The organism is Mycolicibacter senuensis (assembly GCF_003284925.1).
GTDB classification, from domain to species: Bacteria; Actinomycetota; Actinomycetes; order Mycobacteriales; family Mycobacteriaceae; genus Mycobacterium; species Mycobacterium algericum_A.
The window spans coordinates 1-20,817 of the sequence record NZ_QMEX01000029.1 but is presented as its reverse complement, the minus strand read 5'-3'; the positions used below and the strand labels follow the sequence as shown (position 1 = coordinate 20,817).

The 20,817-nt window shown below is 64.8% G+C and carries 18 protein-coding genes and 3 pseudogenes; 13 read left to right on the top strand and 8 right to left on the bottom strand.

From position 1 onward, the window contains the following. Window positions 1–220 precede the first annotated feature (220 nt). From DQP56_RS09910 to DQP56_RS09895, 4 genes are all read left to right on the top strand, one after another. Window positions 221–886 (top strand): TetR/AcrR family transcriptional regulator, encoded by a 666-nt coding sequence (locus DQP56_RS09910; RefSeq protein ID WP_112684932.1) that lies wholly within the window; start codon window positions 221–223, stop codon window positions 884–886. Window positions 887–1,199: 313 nt separating this feature from the next. Continuing rightward, window positions 1,200–1,670: a translation initiation factor IF-2 N-terminal domain-containing protein gene (locus tag DQP56_RS09905; protein ID WP_112684948.1), complete on the top strand. Its 471-nt coding sequence runs from the start codon at window positions 1,200–1,202 to the stop codon at window positions 1,668–1,670. A 542-nt stretch (window positions 1,671–2,212) separates the two neighbouring features. After that, window positions 2,213–3,124, top strand: coding sequence for a phytanoyl-CoA dioxygenase family protein (locus tag DQP56_RS09900; protein ID WP_353617120.1), 912 nt, complete (start codon window positions 2,213–2,215; stop codon window positions 3,122–3,124). Between the two features lie 73 nt (window positions 3,125–3,197). Continuing rightward, entirely contained in the window at window positions 3,198–4,313 is a 1,116-nt protein-coding gene (locus tag DQP56_RS09895; protein ID WP_112684928.1) for a Zn-dependent alcohol dehydrogenase, read from the top strand. Window positions 4,314–4,436: 123 nt separating this feature from the next. Here DQP56_RS09895 and DQP56_RS25235 read toward each other — a convergent pair. Then, window positions 4,437–4,544 (bottom strand): annotated as a pseudogene (locus tag DQP56_RS25235) (FAD-dependent oxidoreductase); the annotation flags it as partial. Further along, window positions 4,517–5,203, bottom strand: coding sequence for a transporter (locus DQP56_RS09885; RefSeq protein ID WP_112684926.1), 687 nt, complete (start codon window positions 5,201–5,203; stop codon window positions 4,517–4,519). The pseudogene DQP56_RS25235 and the gene DQP56_RS09885, both read right to left, overlap by 28 nt. Window positions 5,204–5,432: 229 nt before the next feature. On the opposite strand from DQP56_RS09885, the gene DQP56_RS09880 reads away from it, so the two are divergent. From DQP56_RS09880 to DQP56_RS09860, 5 genes and pseudogenes are all read left to right on the top strand, one after another. Further along, window positions 5,433–6,944 carry a flavin-containing monooxygenase gene (locus DQP56_RS09880; RefSeq protein WP_112684924.1) on the top strand — a complete coding sequence of 504 codons (1,512 nt, stop codon included), beginning with the start codon at window positions 5,433–5,435 and terminating at the stop codon, window positions 6,942–6,944. Further along, window positions 6,937–7,854 carry an alpha/beta fold hydrolase gene (locus tag DQP56_RS09875; protein ID WP_112684922.1) on the top strand — a complete coding sequence of 306 codons (918 nt, stop codon included), beginning with the start codon at window positions 6,937–6,939 and terminating at the stop codon, window positions 7,852–7,854. The genes DQP56_RS09880 and DQP56_RS09875 overlap by 8 nt, the downstream gene beginning before the upstream one ends. Before the next feature lie 103 nt (window positions 7,855–7,957). Beyond that, window positions 7,958–8,119 (top strand): annotated as a pseudogene (locus DQP56_RS25230) (FAD-dependent oxidoreductase); the annotation flags it as partial. A gap of 39 nt (window positions 8,120–8,158) precedes the next feature. Then, complete coding sequence (locus DQP56_RS09865; RefSeq protein WP_112684946.1) at window positions 8,159–9,394, top strand: PucR family transcriptional regulator; 1,236 nt, start codon at window positions 8,159–8,161, stop codon at window positions 9,392–9,394. Between the two features lie 321 nt (window positions 9,395–9,715). Beyond that, on the top strand, window positions 9,716–9,973 hold the full coding sequence (locus DQP56_RS09860) for a DUF3297 family protein (protein ID WP_112684920.1): 258 nt from the start codon (window positions 9,716–9,718) through the stop codon (window positions 9,971–9,973). A gap of 197 nt (window positions 9,974–10,170) precedes the next feature. On the opposite strand, the gene DQP56_RS09855 is transcribed toward DQP56_RS09860, so the two are convergent. After that, complete coding sequence (locus tag DQP56_RS09855) at window positions 10,171–10,839, bottom strand: SDR family NAD(P)-dependent oxidoreductase (protein WP_353617119.1); 669 nt, start codon at window positions 10,837–10,839, stop codon at window positions 10,171–10,173. Further along, on the bottom strand, window positions 10,836–11,525 hold the full coding sequence (locus tag DQP56_RS09850) for a hypothetical protein (RefSeq protein WP_234825587.1): 690 nt from the start codon (window positions 11,523–11,525) through the stop codon (window positions 10,836–10,838). Before DQP56_RS09850 ends, DQP56_RS09855 begins: the two co-directional genes overlap by 4 nt. A gap of 120 nt (window positions 11,526–11,645) precedes the next feature. Between DQP56_RS09850 and DQP56_RS09845 the strand changes: the two genes are divergently transcribed. Next, window positions 11,646–12,299: a TetR/AcrR family transcriptional regulator gene (locus tag DQP56_RS09845; protein WP_165824963.1), complete on the top strand. Its 654-nt coding sequence runs from the start codon at window positions 11,646–11,648 to the stop codon at window positions 12,297–12,299. Between the two features lie 77 nt (window positions 12,300–12,376). Here DQP56_RS09845 and DQP56_RS09840 read toward each other — a convergent pair whose 3' ends face one another. Further along, window positions 12,377–13,354, bottom strand: coding sequence for a PE-PPE domain-containing protein (locus DQP56_RS09840; RefSeq protein ID WP_234825586.1), 978 nt, complete (start codon window positions 13,352–13,354; stop codon window positions 12,377–12,379). A gap of 295 nt (window positions 13,355–13,649) precedes the next feature. On the opposite strand from DQP56_RS09840, the gene DQP56_RS09835 reads away from it, so the two are divergent. Both DQP56_RS09835 and DQP56_RS09830 read left to right on the top strand, forming a co-directional pair. Next, entirely contained in the window at window positions 13,650–15,686 is a 2,037-nt protein-coding gene (locus DQP56_RS09835; RefSeq protein ID WP_112684916.1) for an alkaline phosphatase family protein, read from the top strand. 74 nt (window positions 15,687–15,760) lie between these two features. Beyond that, window positions 15,761–16,676, top strand: a pseudogene (locus tag DQP56_RS09830) (alpha/beta fold hydrolase). A gap of 44 nt (window positions 16,677–16,720) precedes the next feature. On the opposite strand, the gene DQP56_RS09825 reads toward DQP56_RS09830, so the two are convergent. Together DQP56_RS09825 and DQP56_RS09820 are read right to left on the bottom strand one after the other, a co-directional pair. Continuing rightward, complete coding sequence (locus tag DQP56_RS09825; protein WP_112684914.1) at window positions 16,721–17,749, bottom strand: CobW family GTP-binding protein; 1,029 nt, start codon at window positions 17,747–17,749, stop codon at window positions 16,721–16,723. 12 nt (window positions 17,750–17,761) lie between these two features. Next, window positions 17,762–18,739 carry a PE-PPE domain-containing protein gene (locus DQP56_RS09820; RefSeq protein ID WP_112684912.1) on the bottom strand — a complete coding sequence of 326 codons (978 nt, stop codon included), beginning with the start codon at window positions 18,737–18,739 and terminating at the stop codon, window positions 17,762–17,764. 270 nt (window positions 18,740–19,009) lie between these two features. On the opposite strand from DQP56_RS09820, the gene DQP56_RS09815 reads away from it, so the two are divergent. Then, window positions 19,010–19,990 carry a PE-PPE domain-containing protein gene (locus DQP56_RS09815; protein WP_112684910.1) on the top strand — a complete coding sequence of 327 codons (981 nt, stop codon included), beginning with the start codon at window positions 19,010–19,012 and terminating at the stop codon, window positions 19,988–19,990. Between the two features lie 42 nt (window positions 19,991–20,032). On the opposite strand, the gene DQP56_RS09810 is transcribed toward DQP56_RS09815, so the two are convergent. After that, window positions 20,033–20,817 (bottom strand): diacylglycerol/lipid kinase family protein (locus DQP56_RS09810; protein WP_286167732.1); only part of this gene is annotated, 785 nt, incomplete at its 5' end.

The following is a 20,817-nucleotide window of genomic DNA, read 5'->3' as shown; positions in this document are numbered from 1 at the left end:
AGTATCGTTTGAGGGAGGTAGGTGTGGCGAAGATCTGTGGACTCACGCACCTAGTGCATACCTGCCCAGAGTCGGCCTCGCTAGTGCGCACAAGTTCTGCAACGCCATGCCAAAACCCGCCACTACCAGCAGTTTCTCTGCGCCACTGCTGGTACCCTAACTACCCGGATAGCGGGCGCTCGTTCCCCGCGAAATTCAGCGCGAGACGAGGTGAGTCGGTGTGAGCGGCCAGCAGGCACCATTCCACGACGAAGACGACGACATCGACCCCCGCCGCATCCGCTCCCGCAACCGCCTACTCGACGCCGCGACCGCACTGCTCACCAGCGGCGGTATCGAAGCCGTCACCATCGACGCAGTCACCAAAGCCTCCAAGGTCGCCCGAACCACCCTCTACCGGCACTTCAACAGCTCATCACAACTACTCGCCGCCACTTTCGAACGGCTCCTACCCCAAGTCACCCCACCCGCCCCGACCAGTGGCACGCTACGAGAACGCCTCATCGAACTCCTCACCCGACAAGCCAGCTTGTTCGCCGACGCACCAGCGCACATCACCATGCTCGCCTGGCTCGCCCTCGGCCCCACCGCTATAGACCACCCCAACGGCGAACACGCCCCCGGAGCACTGCGAGCACGAGTAATCGACCAATACCGCCACCCCTTCGACGCCATCCTGCAAAGCCCCGAAGCCATCACGGAACTCGACGACTTCGACCTCGACCTCGCCCTATGCCAACTCGTCGGACCACTCGCCTTCGCACGAATGACCGGCCTGCGATCCACCACCGTCGACGACTGCACACACATCGTCGATAACTTCCTAGCCGCTCACCAACGAACGCAGACCCAACCCCCACCCCTGAAACCTATCGACCAGAAGTGAATTCGTTCGACCGAAAATAGACAAGCAAGGATCTGCCCACATCGAACAGCAACGCCATCAACCGGATTGCAAGATGATCTGAAACACCGAACGGAAACACCCAGGCCGGACCTCCACGGACAGAACGAAAAACGGGAAAACTCAACGCGGAAATGACGGGGATCTGAGACAGAAGCCAGCTGACACCAACGGAGCCCTCGGCATATCACCAGGTCATGCGCCCGTCACACGACAGGCAGCACGAGACCCTACATTGCTGTCGCGATGCAGTCACCTCAGCAAGCGGCAGCGGGTACCAGAGCAGGTGGTTCTGATGAAACTAGATCCTCCCTCCAGGCGGAAGGTGCGAGTCCACGAACTCGCCAAAGAACTCGGCTGGACGTCTCGTCCGTTGTTGGACGAGTTGGGTCGTCGCGGAGAGTTTGTGAAGTCCGCGTCGAGCACCCTCGAGCCCCCGGTTGTCTGCGAGACCCGACGTGAGTTCGCCAGCGTGGACGACATGCTTGACCCAGACGTGACTGTCGCACCTGAGGCGTATGGCAAGTCTGCGTATCCCCGTGCCGCGGAAGTACCGGATGAAAGCTTCGGTGCGGCGCGCAGACGCGCCAAATCCAGGTCGGCTCAAAGGGACACCAAACCTGGAGTACCACGATGGCGGTCGACGATCCTCCAGTTCATCTTCGACGAGGTGATAGTGCGTCGCCGACCAGAACACCTGCACAGATCTCAGGGAAGCTACTTTCGTTGGGAGTTGAAGCAAGCGGAGGAGATGAACGCGTCCTAGGCAGAGGCGCGGCTAAACGGGCTCGACTGCGACGAGACAGAGGCTATCGAGTGGATTCGACTAAGCGAAGGCGATCGGCCGCGCTTAGCGGCCGAGCTTTTCGGAGCCGGTCTTTCGCCGGAGGAGGTACAGCTTCGGCTGGGCTACGGCGGCCGGATCGATCCACGGAGGCCGACCCTCTATCAGCGGTTTCGTGACGGGCACATCAGTCGGACCGAGGTCGTCGCAGCGGTCAGGGAGTGGCGTCGTCGCAACGCGGCTGGATGACCGCTACGGCGTAGCAGGTGGCGACCGCGCCAGGGGCTTCGCGAACTGTGACCGCAGCCGCCCAATCCGGTGAACTCAACCGATCCTTTCGTAGTTGTCGGGTTGATCCGGCAAGGCGATCCGGCGTACGCGCTGACCGCGTTCCGGGTCGTGGTCACCTGACGTTCTCGATCCGGCAGGGGCGGGTATGCCGTCACCCAGGGCAGTGCAGTCTGCACCCCCACCACCGAAATCTGCGACCAGATGCTGTAGTCGCGCGGGCCGAGGTTCGCCCATTGTGGAGACCCAGATCTCAACGACCACAGCAAGGAAGTGTCGCCGCCATGCCTGCAACTGCCACCGCGAAACTACGCACGATCGCCAGTACAGCTCCTATCGACGAGATTCTGTCGATCGTCCGCGAGGATGGCGGCGTCATCGTCAAGGGACTTCTCACACCGGATCAGGTCGCACGCTTCAATGCCGAGATCGACCCGGCCCTGCAGGAGCTAAATCCCGGTTCCAAGCACGACAACGAAATCGTTGCTGAATTCCACGGCCGGAACACCAAGCGCCTCACCAACCTGGTCAGCCGAAGCGAGACGTTCCGCCGCGAAGTGATCGATCACGACCTCGTTCATGCGCTGGCCGATGCGGTCTTTCTCGAAGAATCGGGAACCTACTGGATGACGACGGCTCAGGTGATCGAGATCGGTCCGGGCAACGCCGCCCAGATGCTCCACCGCGACCTGGAGAACTGGTTTCCGTTCGTCGGCATGGGGCCCGCAGGGCCCGAGGTGACCGTCAACTTCCTGATCGCCCTGACCGACTTCACCGAGGGGAACGGCGCCACCCGAGTGATCCCGGGTAGCCACAAGTGGGATGACTTCGAGGACCGCGGCACGCATGAGCAGACCGCTCCAGCCGAGATGAGCGCCGGCGACGCGCTGTTCCTCAGCGGCAAGACCGCCCACGGCGGCGGCGCGAACCGCACTTCCGACGAGTACCGCCGTGCGGTCAGCTTCGCGCTCAACCCGGGCTTCTTGGTAGGCGAGGAAGCCTACCCGTTCCTCGTCGACCGCGAACTCGCACGATCGCTCCCGCCCCGCGTTCAGAGCCTCATCGGATTCCGCTCGCAGTACCCGACCGGCTCTCCGGGACTTTGGCAGGTCGACTACAGCGAGCTAGCGGACTACCTCGACCTCTGACCGACGAGTGCGGTCCAGACGGGCGGAGCCGCTCCGCGTTGCGGCCGGAATCCAACAACCTTCAGGAGATGTCATGACCATCGAATTCGCCGCCGCCGTCTTCCGGACCACGAATGCGCCACTCACCATCGAAAAAGTCTCGATCCCCTCGACTCCGCCGCCCGGCGACGTACTCGTGCGGATGCAGGCGAGTGGGTTGTGCCACAGCGACCTGCATGCGATCGCCGGTGAATGGGACGTGCCCACCCCCATGATCCTCGGCCATGAGGGCGCCGGGATCATCGAGAGCGTCGGGGAGGGAGTCACGGCCCTAGCCCCCGGCGATCACGTTGTGCTCTCCTGGACGCCCTCGTGCCGTCGGTGCCGCTACTGCGTCAGCGGCCGTCCCGTCCTGTGCCACATGGTGAGTCAGCATTCGGCCAACCATCTCTCGTTCGACGGTCGGTCACGTATCACGGCAGCGGACGGAACGGACGTGTTGAGCTTCGCCGGCCTCGGTACGTTCGGCCAGTATGTGATGGTGCCCGAATCGGGCGCGATCGCCATCCGGAACGACGCGCCATTCGAACAGTCGTCTCTCATCGGCTGCGCAGTCACTACGGGGGTCGGGGCAGCGGTCAACACCGCGAAGGTGCGTCCGAGTGACACGGTGCTGGTCATCGGCTGTGGTGGCGTCGGGTTGAATGCGATTCAGGGTGCTCGACTCGTCGGCGCGCAGCGGATCATCGCTGCCGATATCTCCGACGAAAAGCTCAACCAAGCACGCATTTTCGGAGCTTCCGAGGTCATCAACAGTTTCCGCGAGGATCTGGCGGCGAAGGTCGCGCAGCTCACTGACGGTCGGGGCGTCGAAGTCGCGATCGAGGCTATCGGCCTGTCGGAGACCATCGAGGCCGCGTACGCGGTGTTGGCCCGCGGCGGCACCGCCGTCGTCGCCGGGCAGGTGGCAAACGGCGTGACGATAACGATCGATCCGTTCGTCATGTCCGACTCCGAGCTTTCGCTCATCGGCTCGAACTATGGTTCGAGTAAGCCCGACGTCGATTTCCCCATGCTCGTCGAACACTACATGCACAACCGCATCGATCTCGACTCTCTCGTCACCCGGGTCATCGACCTGGCAGACCTCAATGAGGGGTTCGACGAGATGAAGCGTGGCGTCGGAATCCGTTCGGTGATCAAGTACTGATGAACACCCCGAGATCTGCCGGGAGAACGGCGATCGTCACCGCCGCGAAGGACACGCTCGACGCGGCCGTCGACGCGCTCGGCGGACCGTCGTCGGCGCTGGGAGTCGCAGGCAAGGCCAGAATTCCGCTTCCAGCAACACGACATCTTGATCGCGTTCGGCCAGCCGCAGTGCCGTCGCCATGCCGCCCATACCGCCGCCGATCACGACGAGATCGCACTTGAGGTCGCCTTTGCGTCGGCGGCCGTGTTGTGGGCGTGCATCGCGCGGTAGGCGAGGTAGTAGACCAAGCCCTGAGCGCCCCATGTCGTCAACGCGGCGGTGTAGAAGATCGTGCGGAGTTCGTCGTCGAACGGGAGCGGGAAGAAGTCGTAGGTGACCGCGATCGTGGTCCCCGCAGCCGTGACCAGCGCAGCCCAGCCGGCGAGCCGCTTTTCGCCGATGCCCCACAGCCGCGTGACGAAGTACGCGAGGAACAGCGTGGTGAGCAGGTTCATCGTGAGATAGAACGTGGCCGGACCAACATGGAGCGTCATGTGGTCAAGCCCGCCCAGGAGGAAGCCGCCCGCAATGGCGAGTCCGAACGCGCCGATTTCAACGGGGAGGGTCGGCTTGTACTGATGGGTCACTGCCATCAGGCCCAACACCAGGACGAGCGTGAAGCCGAACGATCGCGAGAACGCGTCGAGGAAGAAGGCGACGGAGAAGGGGACGCTGCCCGATTCGGCGCCCAGCAGCGACCCCACAAGGAAGTTCGTCGCCGATACACTGACGACCAAGCATTCAAGGCCGAGCAGCCAGTTGCCGTAGTTCCGGAGAAACGTCCAGCCGCAGTAGAAGCCGACGACGATCAGCCAGACATCGGCCAAGAGGAAGAGCATGTCCTTCATTGCCTTGGCTCCTTTCGTATCTGCGGTGGCCTCTACTTTCGTGAGCCGGTGGCTCCAGTCACAACGACACTGCGCACCTGTTCGAGTCGCAGTCGGTGCACGGTGCACCCCGTGTGCACCCTGCACCCGCTCGGTCAAAAGGCGGTGCGCGCTGTCGTAGTGAGCGAGGTCATACCTGAGCCACGGTGGACGTCACGGAGTCACCAGAATGACGAGGGAGTTGGCAGTCATGACAGCTGAGGTATCGAGCGAGGTCGCGGAGTTCGACGTCGTCATCATCGGAGCGGGAATCTCGGGAATCGGCGCGGCAAGGTATTTCAGCCGCGAGCTCCCAGACAAGTCACTCGCCGTGCTGGAGGGCCGCCAGAATTTCGGCGGAACGTGGGATCTCTTCCGCTACCCGGGGATTCGCTCCGACTCGGACCTGCACACCTTCGGTTACGACTTCAAGCCGTGGCGTCATGAGTCGGCGATCGCGGACGCTCATCTGATCCGGGAGTACCTGCACGAGACGATCGAGGAAAACGATCTTGCGCGACTCATCCGGTACGGACATCGGGTCGTGCGGTCGGAATGGTCCTCGGCGGACTCGAAGTGGACCCTCACCGTCGAAGTGACCGATCCCGTCGCCGGCTTGATCGCCACGAAGACGATCCAGACCGGATGGGTTTTCGCGGCCACCGGCTACTACCGGTACGACGAGGGTTTCTCGCCGGAGTTTCCGGGCCGCGAAGACTTCGAGGGACTGGTGATTCATCCGCAGCACTGGCCGGAGGACCTCGACTACCACGGCAAGAAGGTCGTCATAATCGGTAGCGGCGCGACCGCGGTCACGATGGTGCCGGCGATGTTGACCGGCCCTCGCGCCGCGGGCCATGTGACGATGCTGCAGCGCACGCCGACCTACATCATGCCGCTCCCAAGCGTCGACAAGCTCGCCCTCGCGCTCACGAAACTTCTCGGGCCCGAGCGCGGGTACGTCGTCACGCGGTTCAAGAACATCTGGGTCGAACGCGGGATCGTCAAGGGTCTCCGGATGTTCCCGAAGGCAGGGCGAAAGCTGATCCGGCGCGAGAACATCAAGCGGCTCCCCAAGGGGTTCGACGTCGACAAGCACTTCAACCCGCCTTACAACCCGTGGGACCAGCGGTTGTGCGTGGCGCCGGACGGAGACTTCTTCGACGCGATCAAAGACGGCAGCGCCTCGATCGTCACTGACTCCATCATGCGATTCAGCAAACGCGGTATCGTGCTGCACTCCGGCGAAGAACTGCAGGCCGACATCATCGTGACCGCGACCGGATTGAACCTACAGCTCTTCGATGGCATGCCGATCGTGGTGGACGGGCGCGAGGTCGACATCACCGAGTCGTACGCGTACCGGGGGATGCTCCTGAGCGGAATCCCGAACTGGGCGTTGGCTATCGGCTACACGACATCGTCCTGGACTCTCAAGGTGAGTCTCATGTGCCGGTACTTCATCGACCTGATCAACCACATGGACGCCCATGGATTCGACCGCGCGGTCCCCGTGGCGATTCCGGGAATGGCTGCCAGACCAGTCATGGACCTCCAATCCGGTTACGCCAAGCGTGGGGCGAAGGTGTTGCCCAAGCAAGGATCGACGGCGCCGTGGCGGATGGCGATGTCCTACCAGGAAGACGCAAAGGCATTGCGTGGTCCAGTTGCCGACGAGCACCTCGAGTTCGGCGTCAAGGAGCAGGTGCACGCCGATGTCTGATCTCGATCAGTTCGCAACGCTGCCGTCCGGAATGACGATCTGCTACCGCGACTCCGGGAACCAGACCGATCCCGCGATCCTGCTCATCGCCGGGCTCGGAGAGGACCTCACCTTCTGGACCGAGTCATTCGTCGGATCGCTTGTTGCCCAGGGGTTCCGGGTCGTCCGCATGGACAACCGGGACATCGGTCAATCCACCTTCGTCACGACGCCGCCGCCGGCGACCTGGCGTCAGCTCACCGGGCGTCCCCGCGGCGACGCCTACTCGCTGGCGAACATGGCCGCAGATTGTGTGGGTGTCCTCGACCATCTGGGGATCGCGCAGGTCCACCTCGTCGGTCGATCGATGGGCGGCATGATCGCCCAGACGATCGCCGCGACCGAACCGCAGCGAGTGCTGTCCTTGACGTCGATCTACTCGACCACCGGGGCGGGCAAAGTCGGCCAGCCGGCGCTGTTGACGATCCGGCTACTCGTCGCGTCGCCGCCCAAGAACAGAACTGCGGCCGTGCGCAACCACTTGCGGCTGACCAGGCACATCGCGGGAAGGGCGTACCCCATCGATGACGCCGAGGAAGCCGCCATCGCAGCGCGGGGCTGGGATCGCTGCGCCGGGGACCAGGCCGCCGGGATCGCACGCCAGATTCAGGCGATCCAGAACTCCGGAGACCGCACGGCTCAACTGCACAGAATCACGGCTCCAACCTTGGTCATCAACGGTGATCGCGATGTGTTGGTCAACCCGAGTGGCGGTGCCGCGACCGTGAAGGCAATCCGCTTGGCCCAACACGTCGTCATTCCCGGCATGGGGCATCACATTCCGGAACCACTGGTAGACCCCATCACCCGATACATCTCGCAACACGCGGAACGCGTGAACCAGGGAGGAAAGCATGTCAGAATCTCGTGATACGCAGGCGAGCACCTCGATCGACTACATCGATCATTGTTGGGGCACAGACTCGTTCGCACCTGGCGGCCCGATTCCGCGGTAGCCCCCTACGCAACGACGACCGAGGCCACGGCCTCACCGAATCGACGGGCGCATCCATTGTGCCGGCACCGAAACCGCCGGCGACTGGGCCGGATGTGCGAACGGCGCCGTTCTGACGGGTCTGCGTGCCGCAGAGCGTATCGCCGAGCGCCTCAGCGTGGAAGAAGGAGCCCCGGTGTAATTATCGCCGCGCTCTCTCGAACAGGTGGATACTGTCGACATGGAGGAACTGTGGCCGCCGCCCACCGGCGAGGCCGCCGACGCGATCCGGGCGATTTGCCAGCGACTCTTGACGGACACCGATGCGTTCTCGGACGTCATCGCGGCAGCGGCGCTCACGGCGCAGTACGACACGGCCCTGCTTCCCGACGCTTCGATCGTCGAGGAGGACCGCTACCTCAACCGCTCCGATCTTGTTCAGTGGCTGACCTCGAACATCCAGCAACCAGGGCGAAGGGTGGAGCCGTACATCGGTCCGAGGATCTCGGCGTACATTCGCGACCTCGTGTCACGCGGCATCGCGCCCGACTTCGCGAGTGGCTGGCGGATGGCACTCGGCGTCGGCTGGCGCCGATGGCTTCAAGAGTCTGCGGCCTTCTGCACAAACTCGGACCTCCTCGTCGACGTCCTCGATGTGTCGGCCAAATCATTGATTCAGTACGCCCTCGACTCGGTCGCAGCGTTGCGCGAAGCGAGCCTTGCGGCTGCAATGGGTAACGCGGATGCCGAGGCGATTGCGCTGATCCAGGTGATTACCAGTGGTGCCCCCATGACCGCGGACCTCGCCGAGGGGCGTCTGCGGTACCGGCTGGCCCGCTCGCACGTAGGCCTCGTCTTGTGGACCGATGATCCGCAGCAGGCTGGAGCTCTGGACGAGATGATCGCGGTCGTGCGTTCCGCGGGGGAAGGCGGGAGCGCCCTCGTGGCCCCGGCAAGTGCCACCTCGCGTTGGATCTGGCTCTCAGGTAGCACTACCCCGGACCTCCACCATGTTGAAAAGGTTGCGGCGAACAACGGAGTGATTCGGGTCGCCGTCGGAAGGCCCGGATATGGGCTTGAGGGGTTCAGATCCAGCCACCAAGACGCCCTCGCTGCCCAGGCCATGGTCATCCGACTCGGATCCGCCCGTCGCTTCACGGCGTACGCCGACGTCGAGCTCATCGACGCCCTCACGAAGGACCGCGCCAGCGCACAACGGTTCGTCACCAAGACTCTCGGCCCGTTGGCCGAAGCAGACGAAGCGTTGCGGCATGCGCTCCTGACCTACGTGCAGTGCGGCTTCAACACCACGCGAGCCGCGGGCAACCTCTACGCACACCGAAACACCGTCGAGCGCCGGGTGTCGCGCGCGAACGAACTCTCTGTGGTCAAAGTGGAAGACAACCCCGCCCACGTCGCCGCAGCACTACTGGTGCTGGATATTGCGCCCAATATCGCGGCGAACACGCGCTCCTGAACATTGACAGGCATGCTGGGGTCTGCCCCGGTCCAGAGACGTCACCCACGTCCGCGCCGACGAAGGCTAGGAAGAAGAGCAAGTGGAAGAAGAAGTAGTAAACGGGGATTGCGGCGCATGGGCTCCGGCCGTGTTCGGTCCGGCCGAAGCCGCCTCCATCGACAGCAAAGAACCACTAGGCCACCGTGATTGGGATGGTGGATGAAGGAGGCCGATGCGCGGGCAGTGAAGACCGACGAGCACTGCGCTACTGCTGCGTCGCGTAAGATTCGTTGGGACTCAGACCCCAGGACCTATTGACAACATTCAACGGAAGTCATCATGCCCGAGGACCAAAGCACGGACGTTCCACCGAACCAGCTCTCCGTCGATCCGCGCAGCGCCTTCTATGACGAAGAGGTGCTCTCCCGCGATGTGGGTATCCGCTTCAATGGCGTCGAGAGAACCAATGTTCACGAGTACAACGTGGCCGAGGGCTGGGTACGTGTCGAAGTCCCTACCGCGAAGGATCGCCGCGGAAATCCGATGATCGTCAAGCTCAGCGGCACGGTTGAGCCCTATTTCCGCGTACCGAAGTAGCGGTCCCCGCGGGGCTAGGCGCGGCTGTCAACCGGCGCCGGCGGTCAAGACACCGGTCACTGGCCGATCCGGTCCAGATAGGCGCGTCGGCCGACGGGGTCGTAGTGCCCGGGCGGCCGCCGCAGTGTCGCAAGGTGTTTGAGCCGCTGCAGGAGCGGCTCGGGCGTCACTTCTTCCAGCGCACCGAACGGCGCCAGTCAGCGCGGCACCGTAATCTCATCGCGGGGACGGCGGGCGCTGTCAGCGATCGCTGCAGCGATGTCGGCGGGTTGTCGGGTCGGTAACAGATCCAGGGAGACCCCGGTGGTCAGGTCGGTGTGCACCGCAGTGGGAAACACGGTCGTCAGGGTGACGTGTGTCCCGGCGATTTCGGCTCGGATGGCGCGGGACAACGCGGCGACGGCGTATTTGGTGGCGCAGTACACCGACATCCCGGGGGTGGTCACTTTGGCGGCCATCGACGCGACGTTGACGATGTGGCCGCGATCGCGTTCCAGCATGCCGGGCAGGAACTCGTGCATGCCATTGATCACGCCACCCAGGTTGACGGCGACTTCGCGGTGATAAAGCGACAGCTTCTGCTCGGCGAACGGCCCCATGTACTGGATGCCGGCATTGTTGACCAACATCGCGACGGGCCCGTCGGCGGCCGCCGACTTGTGGAACGCGGCGATGCTGTCGGGGTCGGTGACGTCCAGATGGACAGCCCGAGCGCCGATCTGGTCGGCGGTACGGCGCGCTTCGTCGGTGTCGAGGTCACCGATCCATACCCGGGCGCCCCGGCGAGTCAATTCCTCGGCGGTGGCCCGGCCGATGCCTCGTGCGCCGCCGGTGACACACGCGATGGACCCTGCCAGCTCGATCATGACGCGCCGCTGGTTTCGTCGCTGAACTCTCGCAGCGCGAAGTAGGCGATCAGCCGTACCTGCCCGTCGGGCATGGTGAGCAGTGCTCGACCCAGATAGAGGCCGGGAGTCAGTTCCACGATCTCGTCCCGAGTGCGCTTGATGGGGAACGTGCGCACACTGGGGTTCCGATAGGCCGCAACGGAATAGTCCAAGGCGCGCACTGTGACGAATGGGGAGACCGCCGCTGTGTCGAGGCAATGACTGAAGTGGAAACCGTTGACCTCGTTACCAGCACGCCGCAGACCACGGTATCCGGGCGCGATGAGCGGCATCACCAGCCGGGCGATCGGCGCGAGCCGGTTGAATCCGGTCCCACCGGCGTGATCGAAGGATTTGCCGCGCCAGGTCGGCTCGATCTTGAGCAGCGGGTTGGCCAGGTGCGCCTCGGGGATACCGAACAGCTTGCCGACGATCAGGCCTTCCAGGGCGCCGTCGATCTTCTCCGGCGCATCGCCGCGACCGAACAGTATCGCGAGCTGGTCCTGTCGTCCTCGGTTGCCCAACTCCCTGAGGTAGTCCCAGCCTTGCCGTTGTGCCAGAACCGGCGCAACGCGCGCGAGTTCACGCAGCTCGCTCAGCGCGGACGTGCCGGTGTCGCTAGCCGACGCGTGGGCGGGGGGCAGGACCTGGCGAGAGGTGCTCACGGCTCTCCTTCCGGTATCTGGCACGATTCAGTACCAGAACTATCTGGTCCGAAACGGTGCCAGATCCGGTTGCCTGCTGTCAAGAGATGCGGAATGAAAAGAAAGTGCGACGATCATCGGGTGCCTGATGCCTCCCGTACGTACGCCGGTCAGCCGGCAGACGTCCGGCGCCGCGATCGGCGGGCCCGGCTAACCGAAGCCGCGCTCCACGTCCTGGCCAATGGCGACTGGCGAGGCATCACCGTTGAGAAACTGTGCACTGCAGCCGGGCTGAACAAACGCTACTTCTACGAGAGCTTCTCCGACCTCGACGCAGTGGCCACCGCCGTGGTCGACGACATCGCCCAGCAATTGCGGGCCGTCGCACTGCAGGCCACCGCAGCCAACGCGACCCAGCCGCTGGCGGTGCAGGCCCTGGCGACGGTCGACGCACTGGTGAACACCCTGGCCGAGGATCCGCGGCGCGCGACGGTGTTGCTGGGCGCAGTGGCCTTATCGCCCGCACTGCAGCGCCACCGCGATGACATCATGGTCGGTCTGACCGGGATGCTCGTCGAGCATGCCCGCACCGTGCACGATGTCGAACTCGAAAGTGACCCGCTGGCGCAAGTAGCACCGGCGTTCATCATCGGCGGCACCGCCGATGCCATCCTCTCGTTCATCCAAGGCCGGGCCGAAGTGACCAAAGAGGAACTGGTCCAGAGCATCGCGACCCTCTGGCTGATCACCGGCAACGGTGCTGTGCAGGTGGCGCAGGCTCGACGGAAACCGTAGGGCGCGATGTCCCGGCCCGACCAGTGTCCGACCATATCCCCTCGGCGAACGCACCGCGCGGTGCGGCATGCTCCCGGTCAGAACGAACCGGTCAGCGCGAACACCAGCGAGTCGAACAGACTCTGGAACAGTCCACTGTTCAACAGCCCCCCGGTTGCAATGGCATTGACCGCCGCGCCGATGTTGTCGATGTCATCGGAGATGTCGACGTATGTCAGCTGGCCGTCGACCGACGTGGTCGCGTCCGCTATCTGTTCGGGTGTCAGCCCGAGGTATTCGCCGTGCCGGATGAGGCCGGGCACGAGTTCGCCCAGCAGACCCCAGGTTTCGAAGTTGCCTTGCCAGTCCGAGGCGAAGTCATTGTCGATGGAGTAGATGGTCGCCGGGTACAGATCATTTGGTGTGATCAGGCCGAGAACGTCCTCGAGATCAAAAAGCTTGATGAAGAAGTTCGTGAGGTCCGGACCCAATACCGACTCCAGGCTGGCAAGCACGTTGGGCCAGATGCCGTCTGCCACAGCGGGGTTGCCGATGAACACGAAGTGCAGCAGCTCGCTGGGAATACCGGCTGCGGCGAGTTGGGTCATTGCGACCGAGCCGACTGCAGCGCCCTGTGAGTACCCGAACACGGTCAGGGGGTGCTCAGCACTGTAGGCGTCGGGGTCCGCAGCCAGGGCATTCTGTACCGCCAGAACCAAAGTCGATGCTCCGGTAAGCGTGCTGTGGCCTTGTTGCACCAGTTGGGGAGTGGTCAGTATCTGCAAAGGAGCGCTGCACGGGTCGGTGCCGTCCATATAACAGACTGTTGAGCCGGTCGCTCCGCTGTTGAAGCCCAGCGCATTCAGATACAGCGTCTCGGCAGCCCGCGCGAAATCGACCGACGGGGTGGGCTCAACGGTTCCTCCGATGATGATCGCCGACTGACTGCCTGCGAGCGGGCCGTCGGCAGCCAACAGGGTGAACCCGGTGTCCGCGGCCTGCGCGATCGGTGCGGTAGCGGCGCCGGCGAGCAGGGCAACGGCTGTGGCGTGGGCAAACGTCCCGAATATGTTCACGGTGGCATCTTTTCAGCGCTGTCCGAGAAATGGTCGGATTCTGCCCGATATCGGTTGTCCGCCGATCCCTGCCTCGCCAGCTGGAGCCTGGCGTGGCTACGGTTCGGCGGGCGAAGACCCGAAGTTCGTCGTTCACGCTGCGCCTCAACGTCAATGGACGCAGGAACTCGGGTCACGGAGCGTTTACTGCAGGAGGGCTGGCAAACCGCTGAAAGCTCTTGCTGAACACAAACGGTGAGGCCTACCTTAAACGCACATCAGACTGCGCAGATCCTTATTTAAGGAAGTACCGGCCATGGCTGATCCACGCGGGAGCAATTCCAAGAAGCGCAAAGCGACCCTCCGCCGCCGGCGGCGTGCCGCCGAGTTGACCGGCGCGATCGGCGCGTTTGCGACACTGGGGCTGCTGGCCGCTGCGCCCGAGGCGAGTGCCGATGAGTTTGACGTGATCATCGACGAGGTCCTCAGTGCGATCACCGGTGCCCTGGGCGATCAGGCCGCCGTCTCCGGGGCGCTTCCGGATGTCGACGGCGTGGGCGCCGCCGACACAACGGGCCTGGCCTCGCTCTTCGATGTGGGGTCGGGAGCGGTGACCAATCCGGCCGATGACTGGGTGCACGAGCTGGAGCAGGGCTGGATCAACAGCGCCCTCGGTCAGCAGGTCGATACCGTCATCAATAGTTGGTTCAACCAGCTCGATCCCTTGACCGGTGCGTGCGGGCTGATCTGCAACGGCGCTGATGGGGTCGGGGGCGGGCTGATCTTCGGTGACGCCGCTGCCAGCGCCTTGGCCGCGCCGGCGATGAGTCAGAATTTGCTGGTCAACCCGAGCTTCGAATTGGCCGACCCGTCCGAGTCGGGCTACAGCGGGGTGACCATTCCGGGCTGGACAGAGACCGGCACCCCGACCGTGATCCCCTACGGCGCCCCGGTCAATTACCCGCTGGGGCTATCGTTTCCGCTCCCTGGCGCGACGGGGCTGTTCGGCTTCCCGGCGGCGCCGGCAGGCGACGGGGCCAACTTCGCCGGCGGCGGACCGGTTGCCACATCCAGCATCAGCCAGGTCGTCGATGTCACCGGCGCGGCCGGAACGCCCTACCAGCTGAGTGCGGATCTCGGCGGCCAAACGTGGAACCCGTCCTACACCGACGTGCAGATCACCTTCCACGACGCCAACGGTGACGTGGTTGGCAGCACCGCCTCACTGGAACCGGTAACGGTATGGGATCGCCTGGGCTTCAGCGGGTTTGAGCATCGCGATATCACCGGGACCATCCCCGAGGGTGCCACGTCCGCGACGATCACGGACACCTTCGTCGACAAGAACCTGTACCTGGGCAACTACAACGGCGCCTACGCCGACAATGAGTCCTTCACGGTCGGCGATCTGAGCCTCACCGCGGCATCCCTGACCACACCGACGTCCGACGTCGGCCACCTGGATCACGTGTTCCTGATCTACATGGAGAACAAGGGCGCCGAGGACATCGTCGGCAGTCCCAACGCGCCCTTCCTAAACCACCTGATCAATACCGAGGGTTACGCGGACAACTTCTTCGCGCTGAGCCACCCCAGCGACCCCAACTACATCCGGGTCATGGGTGGATCGGACTTCGGCATCGACTACAACCCGACCTCCGCCGTCGTCGACGCCCCCAGCCTCATGCAGGAAATGGATCAAGCGGGCATCACGTGGGCCGGCTACCAGCAAGACATCGCCCCGGGTACCACCGTCACGCCGCAGGACGTCGGAACGCCCTTCGGCCAATTCAACTACGTCGTCGACAACACCTCCGCCTACCTGCAACAGCACCTGTTCTCGTTGGCGGACCTGGCTACCAACCTGCAGAACCCGAGCACCTTCCCGGCGTTCACGTGGATCTCCGCCGACGAAGACCACAACATGGAGGGACCGGTCGACACTCTCAGTGGCGTTCTCCAGTTCATTGCCACCCAGTTCACGGACCACCAGTACAACGTCGCGGTCGGCGACCAGTTCGTCCAGCAAGAGGTGGCCGCCATCGAAAACTCGGCGACGTGGAATGACCCGACGCAGCGAGACGCGATCATCATCACGTTCGACGAGGACAACAACAACCTGTCGCTGGGCTTCGGTAACGACGGCAACCACGTTCCGATGATCGTCATCCCCAACCAGGACGCCGTGACCGCCGGGGGAATGCAATCCGGTCACTTCACCACCGACGACTACTACAACCAGTACAGCCTGATGGCTACGATCGAGGACGCCTTGCGTTCTGCACCTGGAACTTTGGCCCCGCTCACCGCCAACGACATGTACGCCCAACCCATGAACGCGTTCTGGAAGTGACGCGGGAAGCGCAGATCTGACCGGTACCAGCCAGAGGATGGCTACAAACGCCATCGCCTCGCTACTCTCGATGTGTGGTGCAGCCGACGAACCCACAACCCGTTCTCGATGTCGAGGGCTCCGGGGTCCAGCCCCCGGTGGCCACCAAGGTGCGCCGGATGTTCTGGCTACTGGAGCGACTCGCGCCGGGTCTCGGGTCGCGATGGGCCGTCGAACTGTGGTGCACCCCACCGGTCATCGAGTCCAGCCTGCGGATGCCGCCCGGCGTCAAGCCCGGAGAGCCGCTGGAGGCCTACTGGAACGGGCACCGGATCGTCGGCGAGGCCTGGGGCGAGGGGCCACCGGTCTACCTGGTGCACGGCTGGGGCGGGCGGCGCCCGCATCTCGGCATGTTCATCAAACCGCTGGTCGAATCCGGGCACCGCGTGATCGCGTTCGACCTGCCCAGCCACAACGAGTCCGATCCGGGCGCGCTGGCTCCCGGCCGCACTACCGCCATCGAGTGCGCCGAAGCGGTCGCCGCCATGATCCGTACGCACGGGCCGGCCCGCGCGGTCGTCGCCCACTCCCTCGGGTCCAATGCGACCGCGTTCGCGGCGTCATGGGGCGCGACGGTCGGGCGGCTGGTATTCCTCGCGCCGATGGGCGAGTTCCCGATCTACCTGGATCTGTTCGCCGCGCGCCACGGCTTCGGCCGGCGGATACGCGCCGGCCTGCACCGGCGTCTGGAACGCCGTATCGGCATGTCGCTGGAGGACACCAACATGGTCCGGATCGCCGAGAAGACCGACTACCCGCCGCTGCTTACTGATCCATGACCCCGATGACCCCGAGACGCCCTATGTGACGAGTGAGAAGATCGTCGCGTCCTGGCCCGGCGCACGGTTGATGACGACGCAGGGGCTCGGCCGGCTGGCGCATTTCCGGATCCTGCGGCATCGTCCCGCGATTCGTGCGGGCGTCGAATTCATCGGCCCCGCAACGGATTGACGGGCCGACTGTGCCGCCGGCCGTCGACGAGCGCCCGGGCAGGCCTAGATGCTGTATTGCCGCAGCCGTTGTAGGCGTCGCATGCCGGCGGCGGCCACCTTGTCCGAGCACGGGCGTAGCACCTCCTCGAGCCGTGCGCGGACGTCGTCGGTATCGAGGTGTGTCCCGATCGCCACGAGGTGATTGGCGCCGGTGCCCGCGGCGGCGGTCGTCACGTGTACGGATGTGCCGACGACGTTGAAAAGGTAGTGGCGCCTGCCGATCGCGACCGTGCCCTTGATTCGGTAGACACCCCGCGGCGGCTGCTCGAGCAGGTCGATCAGCGGTCCCGGGTCGACGGCGCCGTCGCTGACGACGGTGACAGCGTCCGCAGGCACGTGATCGTGGTGCTCATCGTGGGCGCCGGCGGACTCGTCGAGGAGCAGTTCCCGAAAGGACATCTGCCCGGACTCGCCACCGTCGTCGACGTCGTAGAGCAGCCGGGGATCCACGCGTCCTGCCACCGCGCCCACCACGTGAGCATCGGGGTTCAGCTCGCGTACCCGGGCCTGCACCCGACGCAGCGCGTCCTCGCGGGCGGCCTCGGCGATCCGATCGAGCTTGTTGACCACCACCAGCGAAGCCGCACTGTAACGCGCGGGCGGAGCCTCCGCGGTATCGACGGTGTTGAAGTGCTCCACCGCGTCGATGACGTCGACGACACCGCCGTGCCGTATTCGTTCCACCCCGCTGAATCGAATCACCCGCGACACCGCCGTGGGCTCGGCAACCCCGCTCGCCTCGACGATGATCGCGTCGAGTGCGAGCTTCGGATCGGCCAGCTTCGCCAGCGCCTCGTCCAGTCCGCCTTCGTCCGGCAGATGGCAGATGCATCCGCCGGCGATGGAAACCGGTTCATCGACTTGACCGGTGACCAAACCGGCGTCGACGTTGAGCTCCCCGAAGTCGTTGATGATCACCCCGATTCGTGCCTCCGGTGCGCGCAGCACATGGTTGAGCAGCGTGGTCTTACCCGCCCCGAGGTACCCGGTGAGGGCGATGACGGGGATGGTGGGCGCGGTGCGATCAGCCATCTATGACACGCGTTAGGGCTCCACCGGGAACCAGAAGTCGAGGGTGTCCTCGACCCCGCCCCAGTCGATGCCCAGCCAGTCGCCGAAGAAGTCCTCGATGTTGCCGAACGCGCTGTAGAAGAACGCCACGACCGAGTAGAAGATGCCTTCCCACCAGCCGCTGTCGATCAGGCCGTGACCCCAGGCGTTGAGCCAGGCGGCGAACTGGTCGAAATCGCCGGAGATGTCGATGTCGGTGATCGTGCCGTCGGTGGACGCCATGTGGTTGGCCACCTGGTCGGGGGTGAGCCCCAGGTACATCATGTGTTCGTAGAACAGCCCCAACGCCGAGGTGGAGGTGGGGTCGGTGACCGGGTCGCCGGGGATCGTGTAGTCGGTGACCGAGAACCAGTCGTTGGGGGTCTGCACGCCAGACAGCAGACCCGTGTCGAAGAAGTCGGACGAGGAGGCCCCGCCCAGATCCGGCGACACGGTGTCGGCACCGACCGGGTTGCCGATGAACACGAAGTGCAGCAACTCCGGGTCGATGCCGTCGTGGGCCAGCTGGGCCATCGCGATCGAACCGGCCGTGGCGCCCTGCGACCAGCCGAACACCCACAGCGGATTGTCGGCGTCGTAGGCGTCCGGGTTGGCGTCGAGCTCGGCGTGCACCGCGCGAACGATCTCGGCGGCCCCGACGAAGCTGCTGTGGCCCTGCTGGACGAGGGCAGGGGTGGACAGCACCCGCAGCGGCGCGTCACAGTCGCCGATGCCGACCACACATGAGGTCGGATCATCGCCGGCGTCGAAACCCAGCGGCTGCAGGAACAGGTCGGCCGCGGTCTGGGCGAAGGTCGGCGACGGGGTGGACAAGGTGGTGGGGCCGACGAAGAACGCGGTGCCGGCCAGCAGGTTGATGTCGGCCTGCGTGGCGTAGGCCGGCGGTCCGGCGAGCACCCCGCCGGCCACGGTGCCGGCAATGGCGATCGGCGCGAAGGCCTTGGTCAGCATCACTGGTCGCTCCCGTTCGCTCGTCATGGAGTCACTGCCGCGCGCCACGCCCGCTGGAACTGAAAATTCTGCGAGTAAACGAAAAGCGTCGGCTGAGGGCGATCATGGCAAGGGCGCTGCCGCGAAGTCAATGGAGTGGTGCCGCAGATGCGCCGGTCACCGGGTGCCCAGCCGTTCGCGTCGCCGTTGACTCTCGTCACGAAAGAATGCGATTATCAGCGCTTCATGCTGTGCTGTTCGGGCCGCTACATAAACCCTAGGTGTGTCGCAATGAACGTAACCAAAGTTTTCGCTCCGATCGCCGTCGCGAGCGCGATCGCCGCGGGCGTCGTGGGAACTCCGGTCGTCCAGACGACGCTTGCCCGGGTGACGCTGCTGTCCGACACCGCGATCTTCGTCGGCGGGACCATGTTGTCCACCCCGTCGGCGACGTTCGCCCAGACCGCGGCCGACCTGTTCCTGCAGCCGCTGGGCTTCGACGTCGGCGATGATCCGGCGGTGTGCGTCATCGGTGCCGGCGTCTGTGATGCCCCGCTGCAGGTGCTGACCACCCCACAACTCATCCTGCAGGGCCACAGCAGCTTCGTCGGGGCCGCGGAGATCGTTCGGGCGGTGCACGCCCAACTCGACGCCAATCCGGGCGGCTTCGACGCCGAGAACCCGCTATGGGTGTTCGGGTACTCGCAGGGCGCCACGGCCGCCTCGATCGCCATGACGCAGCTGGCCCACGACGGCGTCGACCCGCAGGCACTGCACTTCGTATTCATCGGTGACCCCTCCGATGCGAGCGGCACCTGGCCGGGCAACACCAGCGACACGCTGTGGGACCGGCTTTTCGACATGCCGATCCTGAACGGCAACCAGACCCCGAACGACGCGTTCGCGGCAACTATCTACACCTTCCCGGGCGACCCGGTCGCCGACGCGAGCTCCAATTCGATGCTCGGGCTGTTCTACGAGCACGTCATGTACCTGGGGCTCACCCCGGAGCAGGTCGCCGACCACTCGGCCATCACTGACGGTCTGATCACCAACATCGACATTTCTGGTGACATCGACCAGTTCAGCGCCTGGCTCGCCGCGTTCGGCAACGGGCTACTCGACAGCGCCTCGTTGGAGGCCTTCTTCAATTCGCTGGTGGCCCTGGTCTACAACGCCTTCGGCAACATCGAGGGCTTCTTCACCGACTGGATGGGCATCGACTGGGCCGGCGTCGAGGACACCCTCGACGCCTGGTTCCCGATGGTCTGATCGACCGCCCACCGCCGGGCGGCCTGCCGCGCGGCTGGCCGCTCACCGCCGGTCCGGCGGCAGTGGCCGAAAAACCTGCAGCGCGCGATAGCAAACGGTGAATTCAGCTTCGGCGCAAGGGCTGTCGACTTCGCCGTCGCGGGCGATCGGGACCGGACCGTCGAGGGCGGTGAACCGGAATCGGGGAACCCGAAGCTCGTGGTAGAGCCGGCTGCGCTGCAGCCGCCCGGTCAGCAGGGCCGTGGCGATCCGCAGCGCGGACCACGGCTGGCCGACGTCGAGGATCCGCACGTCCAACAACCCGTCGTCCATCCGGTGCCTGACGGCCGGAGCGAAGCCGGCCGGCAGATACACCGAGTTGCCGAGGAAGAACAGCGATGTCTGCAGCGTCTTGTCGTCGTAGGCGATGCGCACCGGCTGTTCGCGACGCAATGTCAGCAGCATCGCGTAAGCGCTGGCCAATGGTTTGCCGACCTTGTGCTGCAACCGTTCTCGCCGTCGCACGAACGCCGGATAGGCGCCGATGCTGGCGGTGTTGACCACGGTCGCCGCATCGTTGAACCGCACCACGTCGACGCGAGACAGGTCGCCGTCGGCCACGGCAGCAACGGTTTTGGCGGTGGTGTCGCAGCCGATGTCCTTGGCGAAGTGGTTCAGCGTGCCGCCCGGGAAGACCGCCAGCGGCAGGTCGCGTTCCACCGCAACCCCCGCCGCCGCGGCCACCGATCCGTCGCCGCCGGCGATCGCCAGCACCTCGGCGGAATCGGCCGCCCGGCGCAACACGTGCGTCACGTCGTCATCGGGCCCGAGTTCGATCACCCTGACCG